20 protein-coding genes are annotated in these 21,389 nt (G+C 37.1%); 9 read left to right on the top strand and 11 right to left on the bottom strand.

The genetic code is table 11. The annotated features are described in order from the left end of the window. Positions 1-2 precede the first annotated feature (2 nt). Positions 3-1,670 carry a T9SS type A sorting domain-containing protein gene (locus LQV47_RS12575; RefSeq protein ID WP_230037375.1) on the bottom strand — a complete coding sequence of 556 codons (1,668 nt, stop codon included), beginning with the start codon at positions 1,668-1,670 and terminating at the stop codon, positions 3-5. Between the two features lie 370 nt (positions 1,671-2,040). Here LQV47_RS12575 and LQV47_RS12570 point away from each other — a divergent pair, with 370 nt between their 5' ends. From LQV47_RS12570 to LQV47_RS12560, 3 genes are all read left to right on the top strand, one after another. Beyond that, positions 2,041-3,111, top strand: coding sequence for a DUF4407 domain-containing protein (locus LQV47_RS12570; protein WP_230037373.1), 1,071 nt, complete (start codon positions 2,041-2,043; stop codon positions 3,109-3,111). A 14-nt stretch (positions 3,112-3,125) separates the two neighbouring features. After that, on the top strand, positions 3,126-5,000 hold the full coding sequence (locus LQV47_RS12565; protein WP_230037371.1) for an AAA family ATPase: 1,875 nt from the start codon (positions 3,126-3,128) through the stop codon (positions 4,998-5,000). 78 nt (positions 5,001-5,078) lie between these two features. Continuing rightward, positions 5,079-5,276, top strand: a complete 198-nt coding sequence (locus LQV47_RS12560) for a KTSC domain-containing protein (protein WP_230037369.1) — start codon at positions 5,079-5,081, stop codon at positions 5,274-5,276. Positions 5,277-5,340: 64 nt separating this feature from the next. Here the strand turns inward: LQV47_RS12560 and guaB are convergent, their stop codons facing one another. From guaB to LQV47_RS12520, 8 genes are all read right to left on the bottom strand, one after another. Then, complete coding sequence (guaB, locus tag LQV47_RS12555; RefSeq protein WP_230037367.1) at positions 5,341-6,801, bottom strand: IMP dehydrogenase; 1,461 nt, start codon at positions 6,799-6,801, stop codon at positions 5,341-5,343. 357 nt (positions 6,802-7,158) lie between these two features. Next, positions 7,159-7,365 carry a hypothetical protein gene (locus LQV47_RS12550; RefSeq protein ID WP_230037365.1) on the bottom strand — a complete coding sequence of 69 codons (207 nt, stop codon included), beginning with the start codon at positions 7,363-7,365 and terminating at the stop codon, positions 7,159-7,161. 53 nt (positions 7,366-7,418) lie between these two features. After that, the gene (locus LQV47_RS12545) at positions 7,419-7,919 is read right to left on the bottom strand and encodes a DUF4252 domain-containing protein (protein WP_230037363.1); all 501 of its coding nucleotides are present in this window, start codon (positions 7,917-7,919) and stop codon (positions 7,419-7,421) included. Positions 7,920-7,930: 11 nt separating this feature from the next. After that, complete coding sequence (locus LQV47_RS12540) at positions 7,931-9,211, bottom strand: DUF4252 domain-containing protein (RefSeq protein WP_230037361.1); 1,281 nt, start codon at positions 9,209-9,211, stop codon at positions 7,931-7,933. 60 nt (positions 9,212-9,271) lie between these two features. Then, the gene (locus tag LQV47_RS12535) at positions 9,272-9,940 is read right to left on the bottom strand and encodes a hypothetical protein (RefSeq protein ID WP_230037359.1); all 669 of its coding nucleotides are present in this window, start codon (positions 9,938-9,940) and stop codon (positions 9,272-9,274) included. Beyond that, entirely contained in the window at positions 9,915-10,424 is a 510-nt protein-coding gene (locus LQV47_RS12530) for a sigma-70 family RNA polymerase sigma factor (RefSeq protein ID WP_230037356.1), read from the bottom strand. The genes LQV47_RS12535 and LQV47_RS12530 overlap by 26 nt, the downstream gene beginning before the upstream one ends. A 98-nt stretch (positions 10,425-10,522) precedes the next feature. Then, entirely contained in the window at positions 10,523-11,683 is a 1,161-nt protein-coding gene (locus LQV47_RS12525; RefSeq protein ID WP_230037355.1) for a putative sugar nucleotidyl transferase, read from the bottom strand. Between the two features lie 256 nt (positions 11,684-11,939). Then, the gene (locus LQV47_RS12520) at positions 11,940-12,191 is read right to left on the bottom strand and encodes a type B 50S ribosomal protein L31 (protein ID WP_047489008.1); all 252 of its coding nucleotides are present in this window, start codon (positions 12,189-12,191) and stop codon (positions 11,940-11,942) included. 184 nt (positions 12,192-12,375) lie between these two features. Between LQV47_RS12520 and LQV47_RS12515 the strand changes: the two genes are divergently transcribed. The 6 genes from LQV47_RS12515 (at position 12,376) to LQV47_RS12490 (ending at position 17,777) form a co-directional block, all read left to right on the top strand. After that, on the top strand, positions 12,376-13,785 hold the full coding sequence (locus LQV47_RS12515) for a hypothetical protein (protein ID WP_230037352.1): 1,410 nt from the start codon (positions 12,376-12,378) through the stop codon (positions 13,783-13,785). Further along, complete coding sequence (locus LQV47_RS12510) at positions 13,785-14,111, top strand: nucleotide pyrophosphohydrolase (RefSeq protein WP_047488591.1); 327 nt, start codon at positions 13,785-13,787, stop codon at positions 14,109-14,111. The genes LQV47_RS12515 and LQV47_RS12510 overlap by 1 nt, the downstream gene beginning before the upstream one ends. 68 nt (positions 14,112-14,179) lie before the next feature. Continuing rightward, complete coding sequence (locus tag LQV47_RS12505) at positions 14,180-15,403, top strand: 3-phosphoshikimate 1-carboxyvinyltransferase (RefSeq protein ID WP_230037350.1); 1,224 nt, start codon at positions 14,180-14,182, stop codon at positions 15,401-15,403. A gap of 73 nt (positions 15,404-15,476) precedes the next feature. Continuing rightward, the gene (locus LQV47_RS12500) at positions 15,477-15,965 is read left to right on the top strand and encodes a hypothetical protein (RefSeq protein ID WP_230037348.1); all 489 of its coding nucleotides are present in this window, start codon (positions 15,477-15,479) and stop codon (positions 15,963-15,965) included. Positions 15,966-15,981: 16 nt separating this feature from the next. Next, a complete protein-coding gene (locus LQV47_RS12495) occupies positions 15,982-16,665 on the top strand; it encodes a hypothetical protein (protein ID WP_230037346.1) in 684 nt (227 codons plus the stop codon). A gap of 116 nt (positions 16,666-16,781) precedes the next feature. Then, positions 16,782-17,777, top strand: coding sequence for a phosphatidylinositol-specific phospholipase C (locus tag LQV47_RS12490; protein WP_230037344.1), 996 nt, complete (start codon positions 16,782-16,784; stop codon positions 17,775-17,777). A gap of 193 nt (positions 17,778-17,970) precedes the next feature. Here the strand turns inward: LQV47_RS12490 and LQV47_RS12485 are convergent, their stop codons facing one another. Together LQV47_RS12485 and LQV47_RS12480 are read right to left on the bottom strand one after the other, a co-directional pair. Then, positions 17,971-19,797 (bottom strand): alkaline phosphatase, encoded by a 1,827-nt coding sequence (locus tag LQV47_RS12485; RefSeq protein ID WP_230037342.1) that lies wholly within the window; start codon positions 19,795-19,797, stop codon positions 17,971-17,973. 76 nt (positions 19,798-19,873) lie between these two features. Further along, positions 19,874-21,382: a RagB/SusD family nutrient uptake outer membrane protein gene (locus LQV47_RS12480; protein ID WP_230037340.1), complete on the bottom strand. Its 1,509-nt coding sequence runs from the start codon at positions 21,380-21,382 to the stop codon at positions 19,874-19,876. Positions 21,383-21,389 lie beyond the last annotated feature (7 nt).

The following is a 21,389-nucleotide window of genomic DNA, read 5'->3' as shown; positions in this document are numbered from 1 at the left end:
TGTTATTTTTTAATCAATTTAGCATTCGCCGTTTTATTCGTATCCGTTTTTATGGTCACCAGATAAGCACCTTGAATAAGCGCCTGGGTATTGATTTTGGTAACATTATTTTTAGTTTTTATATTCTGAAGCTGTCTTCCGCTCATGTCGTATAGCATAATGTCAGCTTCCTTAAAGTCAAAGCCTATTTCTACATAAGCATAGTCTGAAACCGGATTCGGATAAATCTTGATATCATGCTTTTCTATTAACTGATCAACCTGTTTGTCTCCCAGCTTTACAATCTTCCAGTTCTCTTTTCCTAATTCCTCAGCACTGGTTCCGGCCAGAATAATTGAGCCATCTCTGTTAAGTCTCAAATCTGAAAGTCTCTCCTCTCTTTTCCTCGAGTCGCCACTCACATGTTTTCGCCACTGCTCATTTCCGTTGCCATCAAGATAGAGCATCCAAAAGGTTTCATCATCTTTCTCTATTCTTCCTTCCGACTGAGTATAACCACCCAACAATATTCCTTTGGTAGCATCCTGGTTCTTGGCTCTCGGCTCTTGGTTCTTGATTCTTGATTCTTGACTCTGTATCACATTCATTCCCATCAGAATATCCCTGTTCTTGAAATTGTAAGATTTCTGCCAGATCTCTTCACCTCTTTCATTCAAAGAAATAAGCCAAAGGTCTGTGCCTTCTTCGATACCTACTGATTTATTTCCGGATCTTTCGGATCTGGATTCTCCTCCGATAATAAAACCGTTTGAAGTTAGAGCCAGAGTTCTGATATGATCATCGCCTTTTCCGCCAAAGTTCTTTTCCCATTCTAGTTTTCCGTTTTTATCCAACTTTACGATCCAGTAGTCGCCTTCACCGAAGTTGGTGCTGGCTTTTGGCATTTGACTAATGGATATTGAGACAGATGATCTTTCAGTCGAAGGTGTAGTCTCAGGATTTCCAATTCCGGAACCCGAACCACTAACCTCGGAACTCCTCGAATAGATTCCCAGTAATGCTCCGCCGTCTTTTGTTGGGATCATTTTTTCCACTTCGTCTAATCCTCTTCCCCCTAGAATAAGTTGAGACAATTCTTTTCCGTCTTTATCCAGTCTGGTGATCCAGACATCTTTTGAACCATAACCTTTGGATGAGTTTTGTATATTTCCGGCTACAAAAAATCCTAAATCCGTGGTTTGAATGACAGCTTTGGCTTCTTCATCTGAGGAAGTTCCCAGGTTTTTTTGCCACAGTTCATCACCAAATTCATTCAGCCTGATCAGCCAGATATCCGATCCGCCTTTGGAATCTTCTTTTTTATCAAGCCCTTTTCCGGAATAAGAAGTTCCTGAAACCAGAAATCCACCATCCTGGGTGGTCACAGTTCCTGATAAATAATCGTGGTTTTGTCCGGCAAAATATTTCTCCCAAACCGGCTCTCCCTGTTGGTTGAGTTTGATCAGGTGATAATCATAGCCGTTGTTTTGCTTTTGGCTATTAGCAGCTGGCGACTGGCTTTTAACCTGGATAGAGCTTCCTGTGATAAGATATTGCTGATCAATAGTTGTGATTACCTGATTGAGAAAATCCTGCGTGGAGGATTTGATGTCTTTCTGCCAGATCACTTCCTGGGCAGAGAAGCTCAGAGCTGTGCACAGAAACCATGCACCGAGATAAAGTTTTTTCATTCCCTGTTCTTTTTAAGTTATTATTATTTTAATTTTGCTGCAAAAGTATTCTTTTTAGTTCACTGTCGAAAGATTTATTGACGTGAATAAGCACAAATTCATGATCTGTTAACTTTTTATAGGTTGATGTTATTTTCATTCAAAAATAGTACTCAGAAGCGACAAAACTTGTCGTATAATCATGGAAAAGAAGCAATTAATTCTAAAATAGAAATTTCATATTCTTTTACATTATATTCAATTAAACATATTCATATAATAGTTTGTTTTACAAAAAAATACGGATAAAAAGAAGATTACTTGGTAAAACATAATACTATCTTTTACATTGGTATGATTTTTAGTATTACATTTGTATAAATTTTCAGTTATGAAAACAAACCAACAAACTATAAATCAAGGGAATCATAAAATAAATTGGTTCCAGCAGTTTCTGATGGTATGTTCCGGCGGAAACATCCATATTTTGAGAAAAACCCCAAGTGAATGGAATAAATTTTCGGGGATTGGAGGAATTGTCCTTTTCACCGCTGTATTTGCTACTCTTTCTGCAGGGTATGCCATGTATACGGTATTTGATAATATCTGGGCTTCTATAGGATTCGGAATTCTTTGGGGATTAATGATCTTCAACCTGGACCGTTATATTGTTTCATCCATTAAGAAGACCGGGACATGGTGGAACCAGATCCTGATGTCTATTCCCCGCCTGATTTTGGCCACATTTTTAGGAATTATCATTTCAAAACCTTTAGAGCTTAAAATTTTTGAAAAAGAAGTCAACAAACAGCTTAACACTATTATACAAAGAAATAAGAAGCAGCTTCAGGGAGAAATGAGCGGAAGAATTCTTCAGCAAAGCGGACCCTTTGAAACCGAGAAGCAGCAGATTTCAGAAAAGATAGCCCAATACCAAAAGTCTTATGATTCAGCATCTGTGGAACTGGAGAAAGAAATTCTGGGAAAACAGTCCGGACTGACCAGTGGAAAAGAAGGTTTCGGGCCTAATGCCAAACGTAAACAGCAATTAAAAGAACAGCGCAGGATGGATCTTGAAAATTTTCAGAAACAATCTGCTCCCAGACTGGAATATTTGGATAAAGAAATTTCCAAGGTATATACTAATCTGGAAACTGAAAGAAAATCTTCAGAAACCTTTGAAGATAAATTCAACGGTTTTGCCGCAAGACTGCAGGCTCTGGATGAACTTGGCAAAAATTCTGCCATTATCGGATTGGCTGCTGCTTTCATAATGGGACTTTTTATCTGTCTTGAGATCTCCCCTGTTCTGGTGAAATTAATATCCCATGTAGGGCCTTATGATTATCTTTTAGAAAAAACGGAAAATGACTTCAGACTGTATTCCAAAGAAAAAATTGAAAAAGGAAATGCACTGACTGATTTTCGTATTGATGATTTTAAGGATAATTTAAAAAATTAGCGTATTTTTCAAATATGATTATTGATAAAGAAGAAATCCGGAAAAAAAAGAAAAAGCTGGATGACTGTAAAGCTTTTCTCAAAAAAGAATTCATTGGAATAGATAAAATTATTGATAACCTGATGGAATATATTCAGGTATGGTATCTGATGCCTGAGATTCTTACCCGCCCTGTGGTGATAAGCCTTTGGGGAATGACAGGAGTAGGAAAAACAGACCTGGTAAGAAAAATGGTCCGGTTTCTGGATTTTCAAAACCGTTTCGTAGAAATTGAGCTCAGCAACAGTGATGAAACCTCATGGAGCAAAAGCGTTGCTGATATATTTCAAACTAATGGTCTTGGTGATGAGAAACCCAGTATTGCCCTTTTTGACGAGATCCAGCGCTTTAATACTCTTGAACCAGATGGAACTCCTGTGCCGCAGACTAAATACACAGATTTCTGGGAGCTTTTAAGTGATGGGAGGTTAAGTAAAAGGGAACGTGAAGACCTGGAACATTACCTCTTCTCCTACCTTTTACGGAAAAAGGAAAATGAGAGACGGAAAAAAGGTGGTGAAACAGATTTGGAAGAAAACCCCTATCTCAATCTCTGGGATGCAAAAGAGCTTAAGAAATACCTCAGCATGGACGATGATGTGATGAGCATCATTGATATGAAAGAGGAAGATATGATCAAGCTGATCCGTAAGAAACAAAAGGAAAAGAAAATCTATGAGCCTGTAGATTACAGCAAAATGCTGATCATCATCAGTGGAAACCTGGATGAAGCCTTTCAAATGTCCCGCGAAACCAGTGAAGCTGATATAGATGCCAATATCTACCATGCATTCACCAAGAAAATTACGATGGTGGACATAAAGAATGCATTAGCCAGAAAATTCCGTCCTGAGCAGGTTGCCCGATTTGGTAATATCCATCTTATTTATTTTTCACTGAAAACAGAAGATTTTTACAAGCTTATTCAACGGGAGATCAATAATCTGAGACATAAAACTAAAACAAAATTCGGTGTTGCTCTGAAGATTAATAAAAATATCAACGGGCTTATTTATAGAAACGGAGTGTTTCCTGTACAGGGTGTCCGTCCCGTATTCAGCAGTGTAGTGGATATTTTGGACACCAACCTCAGCCAGTTTCTTTTTGAAGCGATAATGAATGAGGATACAACTATAGAAATTGATTACCTTCAGGAACAGAAGATCATTACCGGGAAAATAGGCAGCAGAATGGTTGAAATTCCTTATACGGGAAGAATAGACAGCATACGTCAGGCTAATGAACAGAATGCCGTCGCTAATATCAGCGTCCACGAATGCGGTCATGCCGTTTGCTATATGCTTTATACCGGATTTGCCCCGTTACAGCTGAAAAGTAAGGTGGCAAGCAGCTATGCCGCAGGTTTTACATTTCCCCATCAGATACACGACACAAGGGAAAGTATCCTGGACAGAATTAAAATTTATCTTGCAGGAGGAATTGCTGAAGAAATTATTTTTGGCGAAAAGAATGCCAGCATAGGAAGAAGTCATGATAGAGAGCAGGCTACTGTTCTTGCTATAGATTATATCCGAAAATATGGTTTTGAAGAGGATTTCCAGGCCACCTATAACCTGGAAGATTATCCTCACCGCATGCAACAGCATATTACCGATGAGAGAGTAGAAAAACTGATACAGGATCTCGCCAAAATTACCAGGGAAGACCTTATCCTTCACCTGGACCTGTTGATAGATATAAGCAAAATACTGAGTGAAAAAGGAAGCATGCTGCCTAAAGAAATTTACGATATTGCCATTAAGCATCATCTAAAGGTAAGCATTAAAGAGGAGGGCTATCTTCATATTACAGATTACCATGACCTTCTCCATCTTCAGAAAAAAGACTGAGAATAGTATAACTAAAGCTTTCGGATATCCGGAAGCTTTTCTTTTTCAAATCAGGAACATTTTTTGCTTTACCCTGGTATGCCATCAAGTGTCGTAAATAGCTTTATTTATTTTCCTGAAACTGAAATATTGCGAATTATATATCAGTCGGGAGCTGTTTATGACTACCTTAATGTACCGTCTGATATTGTTGAAAAGTTTAGAAAAGCCAAGTCAAAAGGCATTTTCCTAAATAAGATCATTAAACCCGGATTTAAATATTCCAGAATAAGCTGAACAAAAAAGCCTTCAAAAGTAATTCACTTTTAAAGGCTCTCTATTGAACAATATTAACTTCTTTTTATAAAGAGTAGTTCGGAGCTTCCTGAGTAATGATGACATCATGTGGATGGGATTCTTTTAATCCGCTTCCTGTGATCATTACCAGTTTGGAATCTTTTTGTAAAACTTCAATATCTTTAGCTCCACAATATCCCATACCGGCTCTTAATCCTCCCGTTAACTGGAAGATTACATCTTCTAGTTTTCCTTTGTGAGGTACTCTTCCTTCAATTCCTTCCGGAACGAATTTTTTAGCTTCACTTTGGAAATATCTTTCTTTTCCTCCTCTTTTCATTGCAGAAAGGCTTCCCATTCCCTGGTAAGATTTAAATTTTCTTCCCTGGAAGATAATCTCTTCACCCGGTGCTTCATCTGTTCCTGCTAAAAGAGATCCTAGCATCACTGCTCCTGCCCCGCTTGCAATTGCTTTTACAATATCTCCGGAAAGCTTAATCCCTCCATCTGCAATTACGGTAACATTTTTAGATTTCGCATATTCATATACGTTATAAATAGCTGATAGCTGTGGTACACCTACTCCGGCAACCACTCTCGTTGTACAGATAGATCCCGGACCTACTCCTACTTTAAGAACATTAGCCCCTGCTTCAATCAAATCTTTAGCAGCATCAGCCGTTACAATATTTCCTCCTACAATATCTAAATCCGGATATTTTTTTCTAATTTCTGAAATCTTATCCAGTACCCCTTTCGAATGTCCGTGTGCAGAGTCAATTGCTATGATATCAACACCGGCTTTTACCAAAGCCTCGATTCTATCTAATGTATCTTCTCCTACTCCTACTCCCGCACCTACAATAAGACGGCCTCCCTGATCTTTATTAGCATTAGGGTATTCTAATTGATTATCAATATCCTTGATGGTAATTAACCCTACAAGCTTATTATCTTTATCTACAATCGGAAGTTTCTCTACTCTGCTTTTAAGAAGAATTTCTTTAGCTTTTTCAAGGTTGGTATCTTTATCGGAAGTGATAAGATTTTCTTTGGTCATGATCTCTTCCACTTTCATATCAAGATTTTCCTGATATTTCACATCTCTGTTGGTAATGATTCCTATCAGAACATTATCAGCATCTACTACAGGAAGCCCTGAAATTTTGTATTTCGACATCATTTCTTTGGCCTGCCCTAAAGTATAATCTTTAGAAAGGGTTACAGGATCTGAAATCATTCCGTTTTCGGAACGCTTCACGCGGTTCACCTGTGCAGCCTGCTCAGCAATGGTCATATTTTTATGAATAAAACCTAAGCCTCCAACTCTTGCCAAAGCAATCGCCAGATCACCTTCAGTAACAGTGTCCATCGCAGCAGATACTATCGGAACATTCAGCGTGATTTTGTCGGTAAGTCTTGATTTTAATGATACCTGGTTAGGTAAAACTTCTGAATAAGAAGGGACTAGAAGAACGTCATCGAAAGTGATGGCTGTCTCTACAATTTTGTTATGAATAGACATCTTTACTTTCTTTGCAAAATTAGGCTATTTTAGTGAGATATGAAAATCATTTTTAATAGTTTACATAAAAATTAATAATCTATAACTTAAATCAAAAAAACCATCCTTTAATAAGAATGGTTTGATCACAAAATAAATCTAGTATGTTTGAAACTACTTGTTACAAATTATCTTTACGGCACCATAACTTCTGTTATCTAACCGGGTTACCATTTTCGTTCAGCTTTTCAATGTGGGTCTGGTTATTTTTATCAATATAAAGCCTTTAGCCGAACTTTTCCTTTTGTATCGCGGATAAAAATACCCACATCTCCATTGGATTAAAGAAGATCATTCCCGCCTCTCTTTCTCTCGGCTTCATTCTTTGTGACTGGCCATTCCGGGATGTTGTCTTTCTTTATTGCTGATGACCATCTTTAAGGTTCCGTCTTTCTCTACAATATTGATGCGTTCCACATCTATTTCTTTAAACCTCTTATTGGAAGACTGTATTTTGAATGCAAGAATAAAAAACAGAATACAAACTACAGTAAGTGAAACAACGTAAATCTTTAGGGCACGCACTTCCTTTACTAATTTTTAAATATTAAAATTGCTTTGACTTATATGAAATTAAATTACTTATCTGAAACAGAATTAATTATTTTTGAGATATCATCTGCTGTAAAATTTCCTTTTACATCTACAAATACCAATTCTTTACTTGAATTTACAGTAATCAGCATATTTTTAATAGCATCCCCATTCTGTTTTACGCGTACATTCACATTTTCACCATCATGTTTTACGGTCGCCCAGTCTTCATAGTTATTATTATTTAAATAGTTAGCATAATCATTCAGCATTTCTTTACTTCCATTTTCTACGGTAAGAACTTTGATTTTAGAAACCTTTCTAATCAGATCAATGACCTCTTCACTTTCTCCATCTTCTCTTAAGGCTTTCTTTATAAAAGGCTTTGCCATCATCAGGGGTACATTAATACTTTTAAATTTCGCCCCTTTGAAATCATACCCGGAATCTGAAAAGAAATCCATATTGGGTTTTCCTGAAACCACACAGGACTGAAGTGCAAATACTGTGAAGAAGACAAGAAAAATGTTTTTAAAAATTTTCATGGTGATTGTTTTTAGTCTATAGCTTTTAATGAGCCTCCTGAAGTTTTGCTGATATTGGATTCTATTTCCGGTCTTCCTTTATATCTTACCAGTCCTCCTGAAGATGCTCTCACTTTTAATTTTCCCGATACACTTACTGTAAGATTTCCACCTGACGTAGCTTCTGTTTCTACGTAGTCAAACTTTAAGTCTTCTGCCTTACAGACAGCGCCGCTGCTGATATCAATGGTTCCTGAATTGGCTTTTCCACTTAAGCTGGTACTGGATCCACTTGAGCTTTTAATGGATATATTCCCTGCAGTCACTCCCGCTCTTACACTTGCTCCCGATGAAACAGACAGGTCTACGGCTTCCATGATTTTAAAATCTCCTGTCATGTGAGCTCCCGATGATGCATCAATTCTCATATCCTTTTCCTGAATAGAATTGACTACCGTAAAGTTTGATCCTGATGAGATATCAATATTATCCATTTTTGGAGAAGATACATTAACGCTTAAGTTTTTAAACCTTAAGTTTTTTACTCCTTTATTATCAACATGGATCTTCAATACTCCGTTTTCTACTTTTGTAACAATATATTGCAGCTTATCAGCATCTGCAATTACCTTAACGCTGGTAGGCTTTTCCTGTTTGAAGACTACATTTACTCCTGTACTCACCTGGATTCCCGAAAACTCACCTACATTTCTTGCTTCTCCATTCAGATAAGACACATTATTTTCTGAAGTCAGTGTATTTCTTGTGTTTGTTACAGGATTCTTTTTGGTTTCACTGGAATTAATGATTTTGCTGACATCATCCATAGAAAGCTTCCCGTCAAGCATTACAAAAATACTTTCTCCGCCACCACCGTCAATGCTCAACAGCAAATCATCCAGCATTCCATTCTTGGCTTCGGAAGAGAGAAACTTTACTTTAGCCCCTGCGTTATTCACTGTCATGATTTCGCTGTAGTTGAGATTCTTCACATAAGAAGCCACATCTCTGCTCAATTGAGAAAGGTTGTCCTGAACTCTGCGTCCGTCTGCTGTATTTCCTTTTTCAGGGTTTTCTGTGATCAGAATTTTTAATCCATTAATTTTTGATAATAATGGTTTTATCTGATCCAGCTGTGAATCATCAATATTCAGGCTGCTAAGCATTCCAAACATCGGCTTGGCAATCTTGATGGAAGTAACTCCTTCCACTTCCTGATATTTTTCAAAAAGCTGATCGAATTTGTCTCTTTGCCCATATACATTAAAAAAATGGGAGAAAGCAAGTGCGAATATTATGAATAGTTTTTTCATGAGTCAATTTTATTTTTTTAAGTTAATGAGTAGTACTGATCAGACCTGTCTCTTTTTCAGTTAATAATCGTCATCTACCACTTTAGGCTGTACCAATTTTTCACTAACGTTATTTGCAAATATCTGGAATGAATACTTAGTCACATTAATAGCTTCTTCTACATTATCAATTCTTTTTCCGTTAACGATAACGTAAGAGTTTTCATAGCCTGTAGAATCTTTTTTTGTTTGAGTGTTGAAAGAAGAGTTATCTACATATCTCGGTTTTCTCTCTTTTTTAAGCCGTCCTCTTTTGGGTAGAATCTCATCCAATACATCTTTTTCAGCCACAGAATGTCCCTGAAAAATAGAGTCTTTTTTTGCTCCTGAAATAGAATCTGTATGATTAACAGCTACCTGGCTTTTATGGTCATTATTCTCTTCTATAAAGTCAGACTTTTGTCTTAATACTTCATCTTTTACTAATTTTTCTGCATCCTGAGCACCTGTATTCTGATAGGTATTGAAAATAAATCCAATACTGAAAAGTAACAGAACAGCTGCTGCCATCCAAAACCATTTGGGGAAAGAAGGCTTATGCTTTTCTAAAGGAATAATAGGAGCAGTATCTTCTGCAGTATCTTTTTCTTCTGTCTTCTGAAGAAAGTCTTCAAAACTCCAGTCCATTTTTTCGTCCTTTATGTCCCGGAAGATTTCGTCGTATTTATCTTGTAATTGATCTTTTTTCATAACTCATCAATTGTGTAATTTGTTCTTTTACCTTTTGTCTTGCCCGCATCAGGTTTACCCTTACTGCATTTTCTTCCATTTCCAGCATTTCAGAAATTTCGGAAACTTCATACTCCTCTACATCTTTCATATGGATGACCATTTTCTGCTTTTCCGGAAGCTGGTTGATAAATCCTATAATATGATCTTTAAGATTATCAATATCCATACTGTAGAGCTCTGATCTGTGGAGCTGCATATCTGCAAACCCTATCTTCACGTTGTGATGCTTCAGACGGTTCAGGCATTCGTTCCGGACAGATTTCAGCGCATAGGATTTCAAATTCCCAAACTGCTCAAGTTCCTCCTTCTTCTGCCAGAATTTCATCATCAGATCCTGCACAACATCTTCTGCTTCATCACTGCTCATGACAAATCTTTTCGCAAAACGATACATCTCGTCTTTGAGAATAAACACCGTATTCTTGAAAGTTTCTTGGGTCATGAGTTTTGTTTCTTATAGGTAAGACAATTGCTGTTACCATTCTATTACATCGAAAATAAAAAAAACTTCAATTATTTTGAAGTTTTTTTATAATCAGGTTAATAGGTCTCAAAAATATGTTTTAAAATCGCCTTGTCATCGTCTGTTAGAGAGACTTTTCGTCTTCCCATTGCTCTTTCTGCAACTTCATATACTTTATCCAGTTTAAATCTTTCATCATCTTTAAGCCCACCCCATGAAAAGCTTTCTACAAGATTGGGAGGAAAGCCCGGTTTAAAGATATTGGAAGCCACGCCAATGACAGTTCCTGTATTCAATTGGGTATTGATTGCTGTTTTTGAATGATCACCTACGATCAGACCTGCAAACTGTAAGCCTGTATCTTCAAAAGCTTTAGTCCTGTAGTTCCAGAGTTTTACATGGCTGTAATTATTTTTAAGGTTGGAAGAATTGGTATCGGCTCCGAAGTTACACCATTCTCCTATAACGGAATTCCCGATAAAGCCTTCATGCCCTTTACTGGTATAGCCGAAAATAATAATATTGTTTACTTCACCTCCTACTTTACAATGGGGGCCGATAGTAGTAGCTCCATAGATTTTGGCTCCAAGATTAAACTTAGAATCATCCCCTAATGTAATAGGACCACGAAGATTACAGCCTTCCATTACTTCAGCATTTTTACCGATATAGATTTTCCCTGTTTTGGTATTCAGGGTTGAAAATTCAATCTGTGCTCCTTCTTCAATAAACAGATCTTTCTTATCTCCTAAGAATCCATTGGTAGAAGAAAGTTCCTGTGAAGTTTTTCCTTTTGTAAGAAGTTCAAAATCAAAATCAATAGCATAATGATTATAGGTAAACAGATCCGCAGGCTTCTTAAAGAAAATAAGCTTTTCCTTAATATCCGTCATTTTTTCAATCTGATGTAAGGAAAAATCTTTCATGTTAATTCTGGCCGCCACCAATTCGTCTTCATATACCAGCGCCTCTCCCTGTTTAAGTTCTTTGATCTGCTGAATGACTGATTCTGTAGGTAAAAAATTGGCAACCAGAAAAAGACTCTCTGTATCTTCAGGATTTTTAAACTTATTCTGAAGATAGTTTTCTGTAAAATAAGAAACTTCATTATTTTCCAGGATTTTCTGCCATCTTTCTGAGAAAGTGAGGATTCCGCATCGCATTGCTGCAACAGGGCGGGTAAAAGTAAGCGGAAGAAAGTCTTCCCAATATTGTGCGTCTGAAAATACTAATTGCATTTTTTAGAAGTTAGAGATTAAAAGTTAGAATTCAGAGACTGAAATTCTATCCAAAACAAAAATACAAAAAGATGTGAGAAGTTAGAATAGGATCAGGTGCAAAAATTGGGAGTAATAAAAACTTACATCAATATACCTTCTCTTTAACGCAAAGTTCTACTTTTATTACGCTTTATCTGGGCAGTCACGTCACGTTATGACACAAAAAAAAGTCTCCCAAAAGATTGGAAGACTTCTATATTTTGATAGCAAAAAATTACTTAGCGAATTTTTTGTATTTGTTCATGAACTTATCTACTCTACCTGCAGTATCAACTAATTTTACTTTACCAGTGTAGAAAGGGTGAGAGGATGAAGAGATTTCCATTTTGATCAAAGGGTACTCTTGTCCTTCATACTCGATAGTGTCTTTTGTTTCTGCAGTAGACTTGCAAAGAAACACCTCGTCGTTACTCATATCTTTGAAAACAACAAGTCTATAATTTTCTGGGTGAATTCCGTTTTTCATAATACTATTTTTAAAAAAATTAAAGTTTGCTTCCGAAATAGTAATGGATATTTCTCTGCTAATTTTAGGTTGCAAAAATACAACATTTTTTCAAATATGCAAATACTGAATTCAATATTTTTTTAATGATAAGAAATTCAAAGTATTTTCGTTAAATTTGGAACTTACTTAAACTTTAATTTCGATGAAATTCAAATTATTACTGGCTTTTTCTTTCTGGGTACTGCTTGCCGCAGTATCGTGTAATAAGGACGATATTACGTTTGATGCCCCTTCACAGGAGCTGCGTTTTTCCAGGGATACGGTATTTTGTGACACGGTATACCACCAGGTCCGTTCAGAAACCTATGTTGTAAAAGTATATAATAATGAGGATAAAGATATTTTAATCCCAAGAATTAACCTTGAAAAAGGAGCTGCTTCTTTATATAGGATCAATGTAGATGGAAAGCCAGGATATGATTTTAAGGATGTTCCTTTAAGAAAGAAAGACAGTCTTTTTATATTTGTTGAAATAGCTCCGGAAGCTTCAGGGCCTGAAGCCATTGCTGAAGATAAAGTTCTTTTCTCCGGGCCTGCAGGCCAGCAGCATGTCACTTTATTTTCTGTAGTTCAGGATGCTGAGTTTTTTATTCAGACGTCCACTAATGCTAATATAATTGCAAATCATACAACATGGAATAACAATAAGGCCAAGATCATCTACGGAAACCTTACCGTTAATCCGAATATCATGTTGAATATAGAACAGGGTACTAAAGTATATTTCCACCAAAACAGTGGAATGAAAATTTCTTCAGGGAGCACTTTAAATATCAACGGAACACAGGATCAACAGGTGATTATTAGGGGTGACAGAAATGATTTGGATCATGATACCCTTCCTAAAAACTGGAACTCAATCAGAATGGAAGCCAATTCAACACTGAATATGAACCATGCAAGACTTTTTGGAGGAACCAGGGGTCTGGATATGAGACAGACTACCGCCACCATTAAAAACTCATTCATCCATACTTTCTTTGAATATGGAATTTATGCAGTAGCTTCTACAGTTAATGCCAATAACCTGGTAATGAACAACTGTGGTTCATCCTGTATCGGAATTTTCAGAGGTGGAAATCACACCTATACTCATGCCACGATTGCCAATTATTCAAGAAGCATGAGTTCTTTTGACAGAAAAGGAATTTTTGCAACCAATGAATGGAAAAATGATGCAGGGCAGACCGAACAAGGCGCTTTACAGCAGCTTATCCTGCAAAACAGTATTGTCTATTCTGACAGAGATAATTCTGTTCAGTTTGAACAGACACCAGGGCAGCAGTTTGAATTCTTAATCCAAAACTGTTTATTAAAATATTCCGGAACATCGGAAGCAGGTTTCCCTTTCGACAATAATACCAATGTGGTACAAAGTATCAAGAATGAGGAACCTCAGTTTGTCAATTATTTCATGGCTAAAATGAATTTAAGGGTAAAAACGCCTTCTCCGGCCAGAGGTAAAGGAAATGTAACAGTGGCAGGAACGGTACCTTTTGATATCGTGAATGTATCCAGAACCACTAACCCTACTCTTGGAGCTTATCAATAATGGAAATCACTCATCTACAGCAGCAGGTTGACGAATGGATAAAAACCATCGGTGTACGATATTTTAATGAGCTTACCAATATGGCGATGCTGACCGAAGAGGTAGGCGAAGTCGCCAGAATCATTGCCAGAAGGTATGGTGAGCAGAGCGAAAAAGAAAGCGACAAAAGCAAAGATCTTGGTGAAGAGCTGGCGGATGTTCTTTTTGTCACCTTATGTTTAGCCAACCAGACTGGAGTCAACCTCCAGGAAGCATTTGACAAAAAAATGAAAATAAAGACTGATCGGGATAAGGATCGCCATCAGAATAATGAAAAATTAAAATAAGATCTTCATCAGATTTCAGGTAAGCATATCTGAAATCTGATGTCCGGATTTTGAAATATGAAGAAATAATGAAGCTAGAGAAATCAACATTAACTGGAGATAAAACAGTACAGATCAGCGGTTCGAAAAGTATTTCGAATCGTTTATTGATTTTGGAAAGTCTGTTTAGCAATATAAAAATCGGAAATCTTTCCAATTCCCAGGACACGCAGTTGCTTAAAAAAGCATTATCTGCAAATACTGATGTAGTGGATATTCACCATGCGGGAACAGCCATGCGTTTTCTTACATCCTATTATTCAATTCAGGAAGGGAAAACAACAGTTCTTACCGGCTCAGGGAGAATGAAAGAAAGACCGATCAAAAATTTAGTAAACGCTTTGAGAGATCTTGGTGTGGACGTTGAATATTTAGAAAATGAAGGTTTTCCTCCTTTAAAAATCACAGGAAGAAAAATCACTCAAACCCAGGTGAATGTTCCTGCCAATATTTCAAGTCAGTTTATTACATCTCTTCTTCTTATTGCAGGAAAACTTGAAAACGGACTGAAGATTAATCTTGTCGGCGAGGTAACGTCAAGATCTTATATTGAAATGACCCTGGATATTCTAACAAAATTTGGAATTACAAGCAGCTTTGAAGGAAATACCATACAAGTAGAGCACCACTATGAGGATAGTGAATCTTCAGCATTAAGTTATGAAGTAGAAAGTGACTGGAGTTCGGCTTCTTATTTCTACTCTATCTGTGCGTTGGGAAGAAAAACGATTCATTTAAAAAGCTTTTATAAAGAATCTACTCAAGGGGATTCGGCCATTGCAAAAATCTATGAAGACTTCTTCGGAATTAAAACGATCTTTTCTGAGGATGAGCATAAAATCACGTTACAACCTCAGCCGGATTTTTCTTTTCCGGAAAAAATCGTATTGGATATGAACAATTGTCCGGATATTGCACAGACTCTTTGTGTAACTGCGGCAGCATTACAAATTCCTTTTGATATTTCAGGACTGGGAACTTTAAGAGTGAAAGAAACCGACAGATTACTGGCTTTATATAATGAGCTGAAAAAACTGGGAACGGAAACGGAAATCACGGATCTAACGATCAAATCTACCCATTTTGGGAATCCGCAAGAAAATATTTCTATTAAAACCTACCAGGATCATAGAATGGCGATGAGCTTTGCTCCTTTTTGCCTGATTAAAGAACTTAATATCGAAGACGAGGATGTTGTAGAAAAGTCTTATCCGATGTTCTGGGAAGACCTTGCCTCTGTAGTTACAAAATAATTTAAGAATGTGGTAATTTGAATAAGATTATAAGTCATTTCAAATTACTACATTTAATACATCATATCCTTCCATGAAAAAATATTTAGTTTTATTTTCATTACTACTTCCATTGTCAGTTTGGGCGCAATACCTGCTTCCCAATGAAGAAATTCTGTATTCTTTTGAAACGAAAACAGGAAAGAAAATGGCTTTGGTAAAAGATAAAGAGAACGGATACATTCAGTACCGTTTTGGAAATAAAGATTATGTAGAAATGGAATTTCCTGCTGAAAAGACAAAAGACAGCTGGAAAAAATTCAGGTACAGATCTTATATGAGAGGAGGAGGAAAACAAAATGCAGGAATGGAACTCAACTACCTGACCTTTACCAATAATGAGTATCAGTACCAGCTTTTCAGAACATACTATGCAGAAGATAATTCCTATTCTACCGGTATCACAGTAACCGACACTAAGGGTAAAGAGACCAATATCAACGGGATATACAAAACGATAAAAGGGTGCATGTGCTATTTGAAAGAATCCGGACTGATCGAAAAAGAAGATACCGGATTATAAATTCAAATATAGCTGTATGAAAAGTCTTTTCTCTTTAATTGCTTTATTGCTGATCACTTTTTATAATGCCCAGGGTCTGAAAAATTTTCCGACACCGAAAGGATATACAAAGATTGCCGAATCTAAAGGAGATCTGGATAAGGACGGAAAAGATGAAGTGGTGATTATATTTGATACTGATCAGAAAGCTTCAGAAAGCGCAGACAATCCGGAATTTAAAGATTATAAAAGAGTTTTCTACATTCTGAAAAACGAGGATAACAGCCTTAAGGTCTGGAAGAAAAACGCCACCGTTCTTTTTTCAAGCGGAATGGGTTTTTACCCTGAAGAGAATACCCCTCCGGAAATTTCTATAAAAAATAATGCACTGACGATTTCACAGACATTTAATACCAATTCAAGACATACCCAAAATTATAACCATACTTTCAGGTTTCAGAATGGAGATTTCTATTTGATAGGTTCCCATGATCAATTTGAAGACACCTGTGATTTTATTTTTTTGAATGAGATCAATTTTTCAACAGGAAAGGTTATCGTTGATAAAGAATATTCATCCTGTAATGATGAAACGAAAGCACCTGATCCTTTTCACAAGGAGTTTACCCATAAGCTGAAAACCCTTATAAAGATGAATGACTTTACCATTGGAGGGCATCAATTCAGAATTCCCGGTTCTGCTGATGATCTCTTTTTTTAGAATGTAGATTTCTTTCTTATTTATGTCATACAAATTAATCATCTCTTAAAATTAAATTAACTCCTTATATCTTGACCTATTCTTATTTTTAGCTTACCTAAAAATATAATAAAACTATGTTCAAGAACCACATGAGACGTTTCACTACGATGAGTCTTAGTATTGCCACCGCAAGTTTATTTTTCTCCTGCTCGGATGCCAGTACCGAAAGAGAGGTAAATGATAATGGAATAACATCTGTAGAAAAAGCCAACTACAGAAATGCTGCACTTCCTATAGCCATGAACAGCTGGATGTCCGGCCTTCAGGATAACATTTCAATTTCAAGGATTTCTATTCCTGGTACTCATGACTCCGGTGCTACCAGAGAAATCCCTTCTAACAGCGGTACGGCAAAAACCCAAAACCTCAGTATCGGTGAACAACTCAATACAGGGGTACGTTTTCTGGATATCCGCTGCCGGCATATTGACAATTCTTTTGCGATTCACCATGGTCCTATTTATCAGAATCTGAATTTTGATGATGTCCTTACTGCCTGCTATTCATTTCTGGAAAGTCATCCTTCAGAAACCATCATCATGTCTGTAAAAGAAGAATATGATGCTTCTAATACGACCAGAAGTTTTGAAAGTACTTTTGATTCGTACATTCAGAAAAATCCATCAAAATGGGATCTGGGAACCAATATCCCCAATCTTGGACAGGTAAGGGGGAAAATCAAATTATTAAGAAGATTCTCAGCAGGAACAGCCAAAGGGATCAATGCAACTTCATGGGCAGACAATACTACATTTGAAATCAATAACAATGGCGCTCCAATGAAAGTCCAGGATTATTATAAGGTAACAAATAATGATGATAAATGGGCAGGCATTTCATCTCTCCTGAATGAAGCCAAGAATGATGGCAGCAATAAGCTTTTTGTCAACTTTACAAGTGGTTACAAACCGGGAATCTTCGGAATACCAAGCATCCCTACAGTTTCCAACAGCATTAATCCTAAATTGAAAACATTCTTCCAAACAAATACACAAGGAACTTACGGGGTAATGCCTATAGACTTTGTCAATGCTGAGTTATCTGAGCTGATCGTTAAAACAAATTTTTAGAATCTTAAATTTCTAAGAAATACAAAAAACCGGCTGCTTCAAAAGTGAAACAGCCGGTTTTTATTAGATCAATTAATATATCTGAATAATCTGTGTAATCTAATGTTATAAGAATTTTAATAATATGATGCTTTCATTCCTTATTACAATCAACAAGACAATCTCAATAATGAAACATCCTTATTCTTATACATTATTTCTGAATACCATATGCTGCCAAAATCTTATTGAAGATCTCTGTATTTTCAAACAGCCCTGTAAATTCTTTGGAATTGGGTCCGTACGCAAATACACTGGAAGGAATTGAAGTGTGATCATTGGTACTGAAGTTTCCAAATATCCATCCGTCTTTAAGGCTACCGTCCAGAAGCGTCAATCCTCCAGTTTCATGGTCCCCTACAACGATTACTAATGTCTCTTTATTTTCATCAGCAAATTTCATGGCTTTCCCTACCACGTGATCAAAATCCAATAACTCGGTCACCAGCTGCTCAATATTATTGCTGTGTCCTCCTCCATCAGTCTGTGACGCTTCGATCATCATAAAGAATCCTTTTTTATTGTTCTTTACCTCATTTAAGGTAAGGTCAAAAGCATCTGCCAGCCAGTTTCCTCTTCTGTTTGTAATTCTCTGCGAAGCTAAAGGATCAATAATCAGTGTACGGTTGTTTATTTTACTAACAGATTTTAAATCATAGAACACGTCTACTTTCGCCTCTCTAAACTTTTGCAGGTTTTCCTGGGATAATCCACTGGTAGGACCTCCGATTAAAATTTTTGTTTTGGAAGAAGCAAAGTCTTTCAGGATCGACTCCGAGCTATTCCTGTTATCTGAATGTGCATAAAAATCTGCAGGCGTAGCATCGGTAACATCTCCAGTAGAAATCAAACCGGAAACCATTCCTTTATCTGCAATAATATCAGGAATCTGCGCCAAAGCTTTTCCCATATGGTCTACTCCCACAAATGTATTTTTGGTTTTTACCCCTGTAGCAAAAGCGGTAGAACCGGGAGCTGAGTCTGTAATATAGGCATTGGAAGAATTGGTTTTGGACAATCCTGTAGACTTCATATTAAAAACATTCAACTTTCCTTTATTCGCTGTAAATGCAGCATAGTACTGTGGTAGCGACGTTCCGTCCGGAATCAGAAGGATCACATTTTTCACCTTTTTAGCTATACCATCCGTTTTATAAGTGGGCGTATAGGTAGTGTATTCTTTGGTATTTTTATAAAAGTTTTTAGGAATGGTATTCATGAACTTTTTAAGATCCGGAATATGGTCGGTATTGATATAATCCACTCCCATATCCATAAAATTCACCCAAGCATTAGGGAAATCAGGAGCTCCGTAAAAACGCATTGGTTTTTGCTGAACATGGGCCTTTTCCACTGCTTTTTTAATCTTATCGGTTTCTTCATCCCTCGGAATTCCTTTCCCATTCCATTTTACAAGCTCAGGTAAATCTGCACTGAACATTCCTACCCTTTTCAGCTGATCCGGAGTATAATTTTTCTCAAGATTCCCATCAAAATAAAGATAACTGGGATAGTTTTTAAAATCACCCGGCTGAGGCCTTCCTCCCGTAATCACAATTTTAATTCCAGCATCCCCTGTAATCTCAGGATATTTTTTCAGGGTACTTACTAATGCATTCAAAGAAGTCTTATAATCCTGCTTGATGTCAATAAGCAGCTGCAGCTTTTTATTTGCATCCGGATAAATATGTCCTTTATTCTGTTTAATCTGTTTCGAGATATTGTCCAGATAAAGGTTTTCTAAGGTCCGGTCTGAAGACAGTTCTTTTTCCGTATGGCCTACCCATAGTTTACCTTTCACCAGGAAAACATCTGCTTCAATAGAACCAAAATTAGCATAATAAGCCTGCCAGAAAGGGATTTCCTGCATGTAATCATTATGAGAATGGGCATTGCCCACATTATAATTTAAATAATTCTGTGCCTGATTTTCAGAGAAAACAGCCAGGGCCAATACAGCCAAAATCTTTGATAATTTCATACTATTTTTGAAAAAAACTATATCACCACAGCAGTTCTGTGATGATATAGCGGATAATATATATTAGACTAACATTTTACCAACCTTCATTTTGTTTAATAACATTATGGCTGTTTACAATTTCAGCTTGCGGAACGGCCCATACGTTATGTACAGCAGGGTTAAAATTTCTTGCGGCCCATACTTCCTGATTGTTTATCCCGTGAAGAGGTTTTGCATACGTTTCTTTAGCATCTCCCCAGCGGACAAGATCTCTGTGACGATCTGCCCATTCTCCTGCAAGCTCACAACGTCTTTCGTGCTTCAGGTCAGCCATAGTACATCCGAATTTTGGAGCTAAGCCTGCACGTTGTCTTATCATATTGATTTCTACGTCAGCATTGCTGCCTTTCATCAGTAAAGCTTCTGCTTTGATGAGGATCACCTCAGCATAACGCATAATCGGAACGGCAAGATCTGTACACGGGTAATCCCCGTTGGCACTTACGTGGCCACTGTTCAGTTGATATTTAAATGCATCCATGTATTTATTGAACTGATAACCGGTAAGGGAATTGGAAGAAGCATAGGTTCTTTCTGTTCCGTTAAAAGTAAACTTATCACCCAATTTCAGAATCGTTGCACTTCTTCTGAGGTCCCCTGTTTCATATTCATCATACAGCTCTTTTGTCGGCTGGAAATATCCCCATCCATTATATTCTCCCCATCCTTTGTTTTCAAGCATTACTCCCGGAAGAATACTTCCCACCGAATTAAATTTAGGGGTACTTGGTATTGACCAGATATATTCTGAGCTATAATTATTTTCGGCTTTAAAGACATCCTTATAATTGCTCAGCAGGTTTCTGTTTCCTTTTGTCATTACTTCATTAGCCCAATATTCTGCATTCTGCCAGTCTTTCATAAACAGATACACTTTTGCCAACAATGCCCATGCCGCGGCTTTATGAGGTCTTCCAAAATCCTTTGCCGGAAGTTCTGCCTGAGCTGGCAACAGTTCTGCTGCCTTTTTCAGGTCATTTACAATATAGTTGTAATTCACCATTACATTAGCGGCTCTTGGAATAGGATTGGGATCCGGTTCTTTTGTACGGTCTATAATAGGAATTCCCGCTTTTTCATTTCCATAATTATAGGCTAGCTCAAAATACATCCGGCTGCTCATAAATAAAGCTTCACCCAAATATTTATTCTTTATAGCTGCCGAAGTCTGAATATTGTCAACATTACGGATCACACGATTAGCAACTCCGATTACATTATATCTTTTGTTCCATTGTGTTTCCAGATCTCCCGCTGCTATATAATTGCTGCTGAAGTTCTTGGCATTATCCGCCTCACTCTTCGCCCTTCCTGTTACCATATCATCACTGGCATTGATAAACCAAAAGAAACCTCGTCCGTAAAACTCTCCGTCAGACAGAGGTTTATACATAGCATTAGCGCCGGTGATCAGATCATTTTCCGTTTTCCAGAAACTGGCTTCCGTAGGAGTTCCTTCAGGCTGAATATCCAGCTCTCCCGTACATGATAAAAGCATTGCCGATATTCCTGATACTAAAAATATTTTATTGAAAAATTTCATTTTTTTA

It is taken from the genome of Chryseobacterium sp. Bi04 (assembly GCF_918698085.1).
Taxonomy (GTDB): domain Bacteria; phylum Bacteroidota; class Bacteroidia; order Flavobacteriales; family Weeksellaceae; genus Chryseobacterium.
The sequence above is the reverse complement of the archived record's forward strand: the minus strand, read 5'-3'. Positions and strand labels throughout refer to the sequence as shown.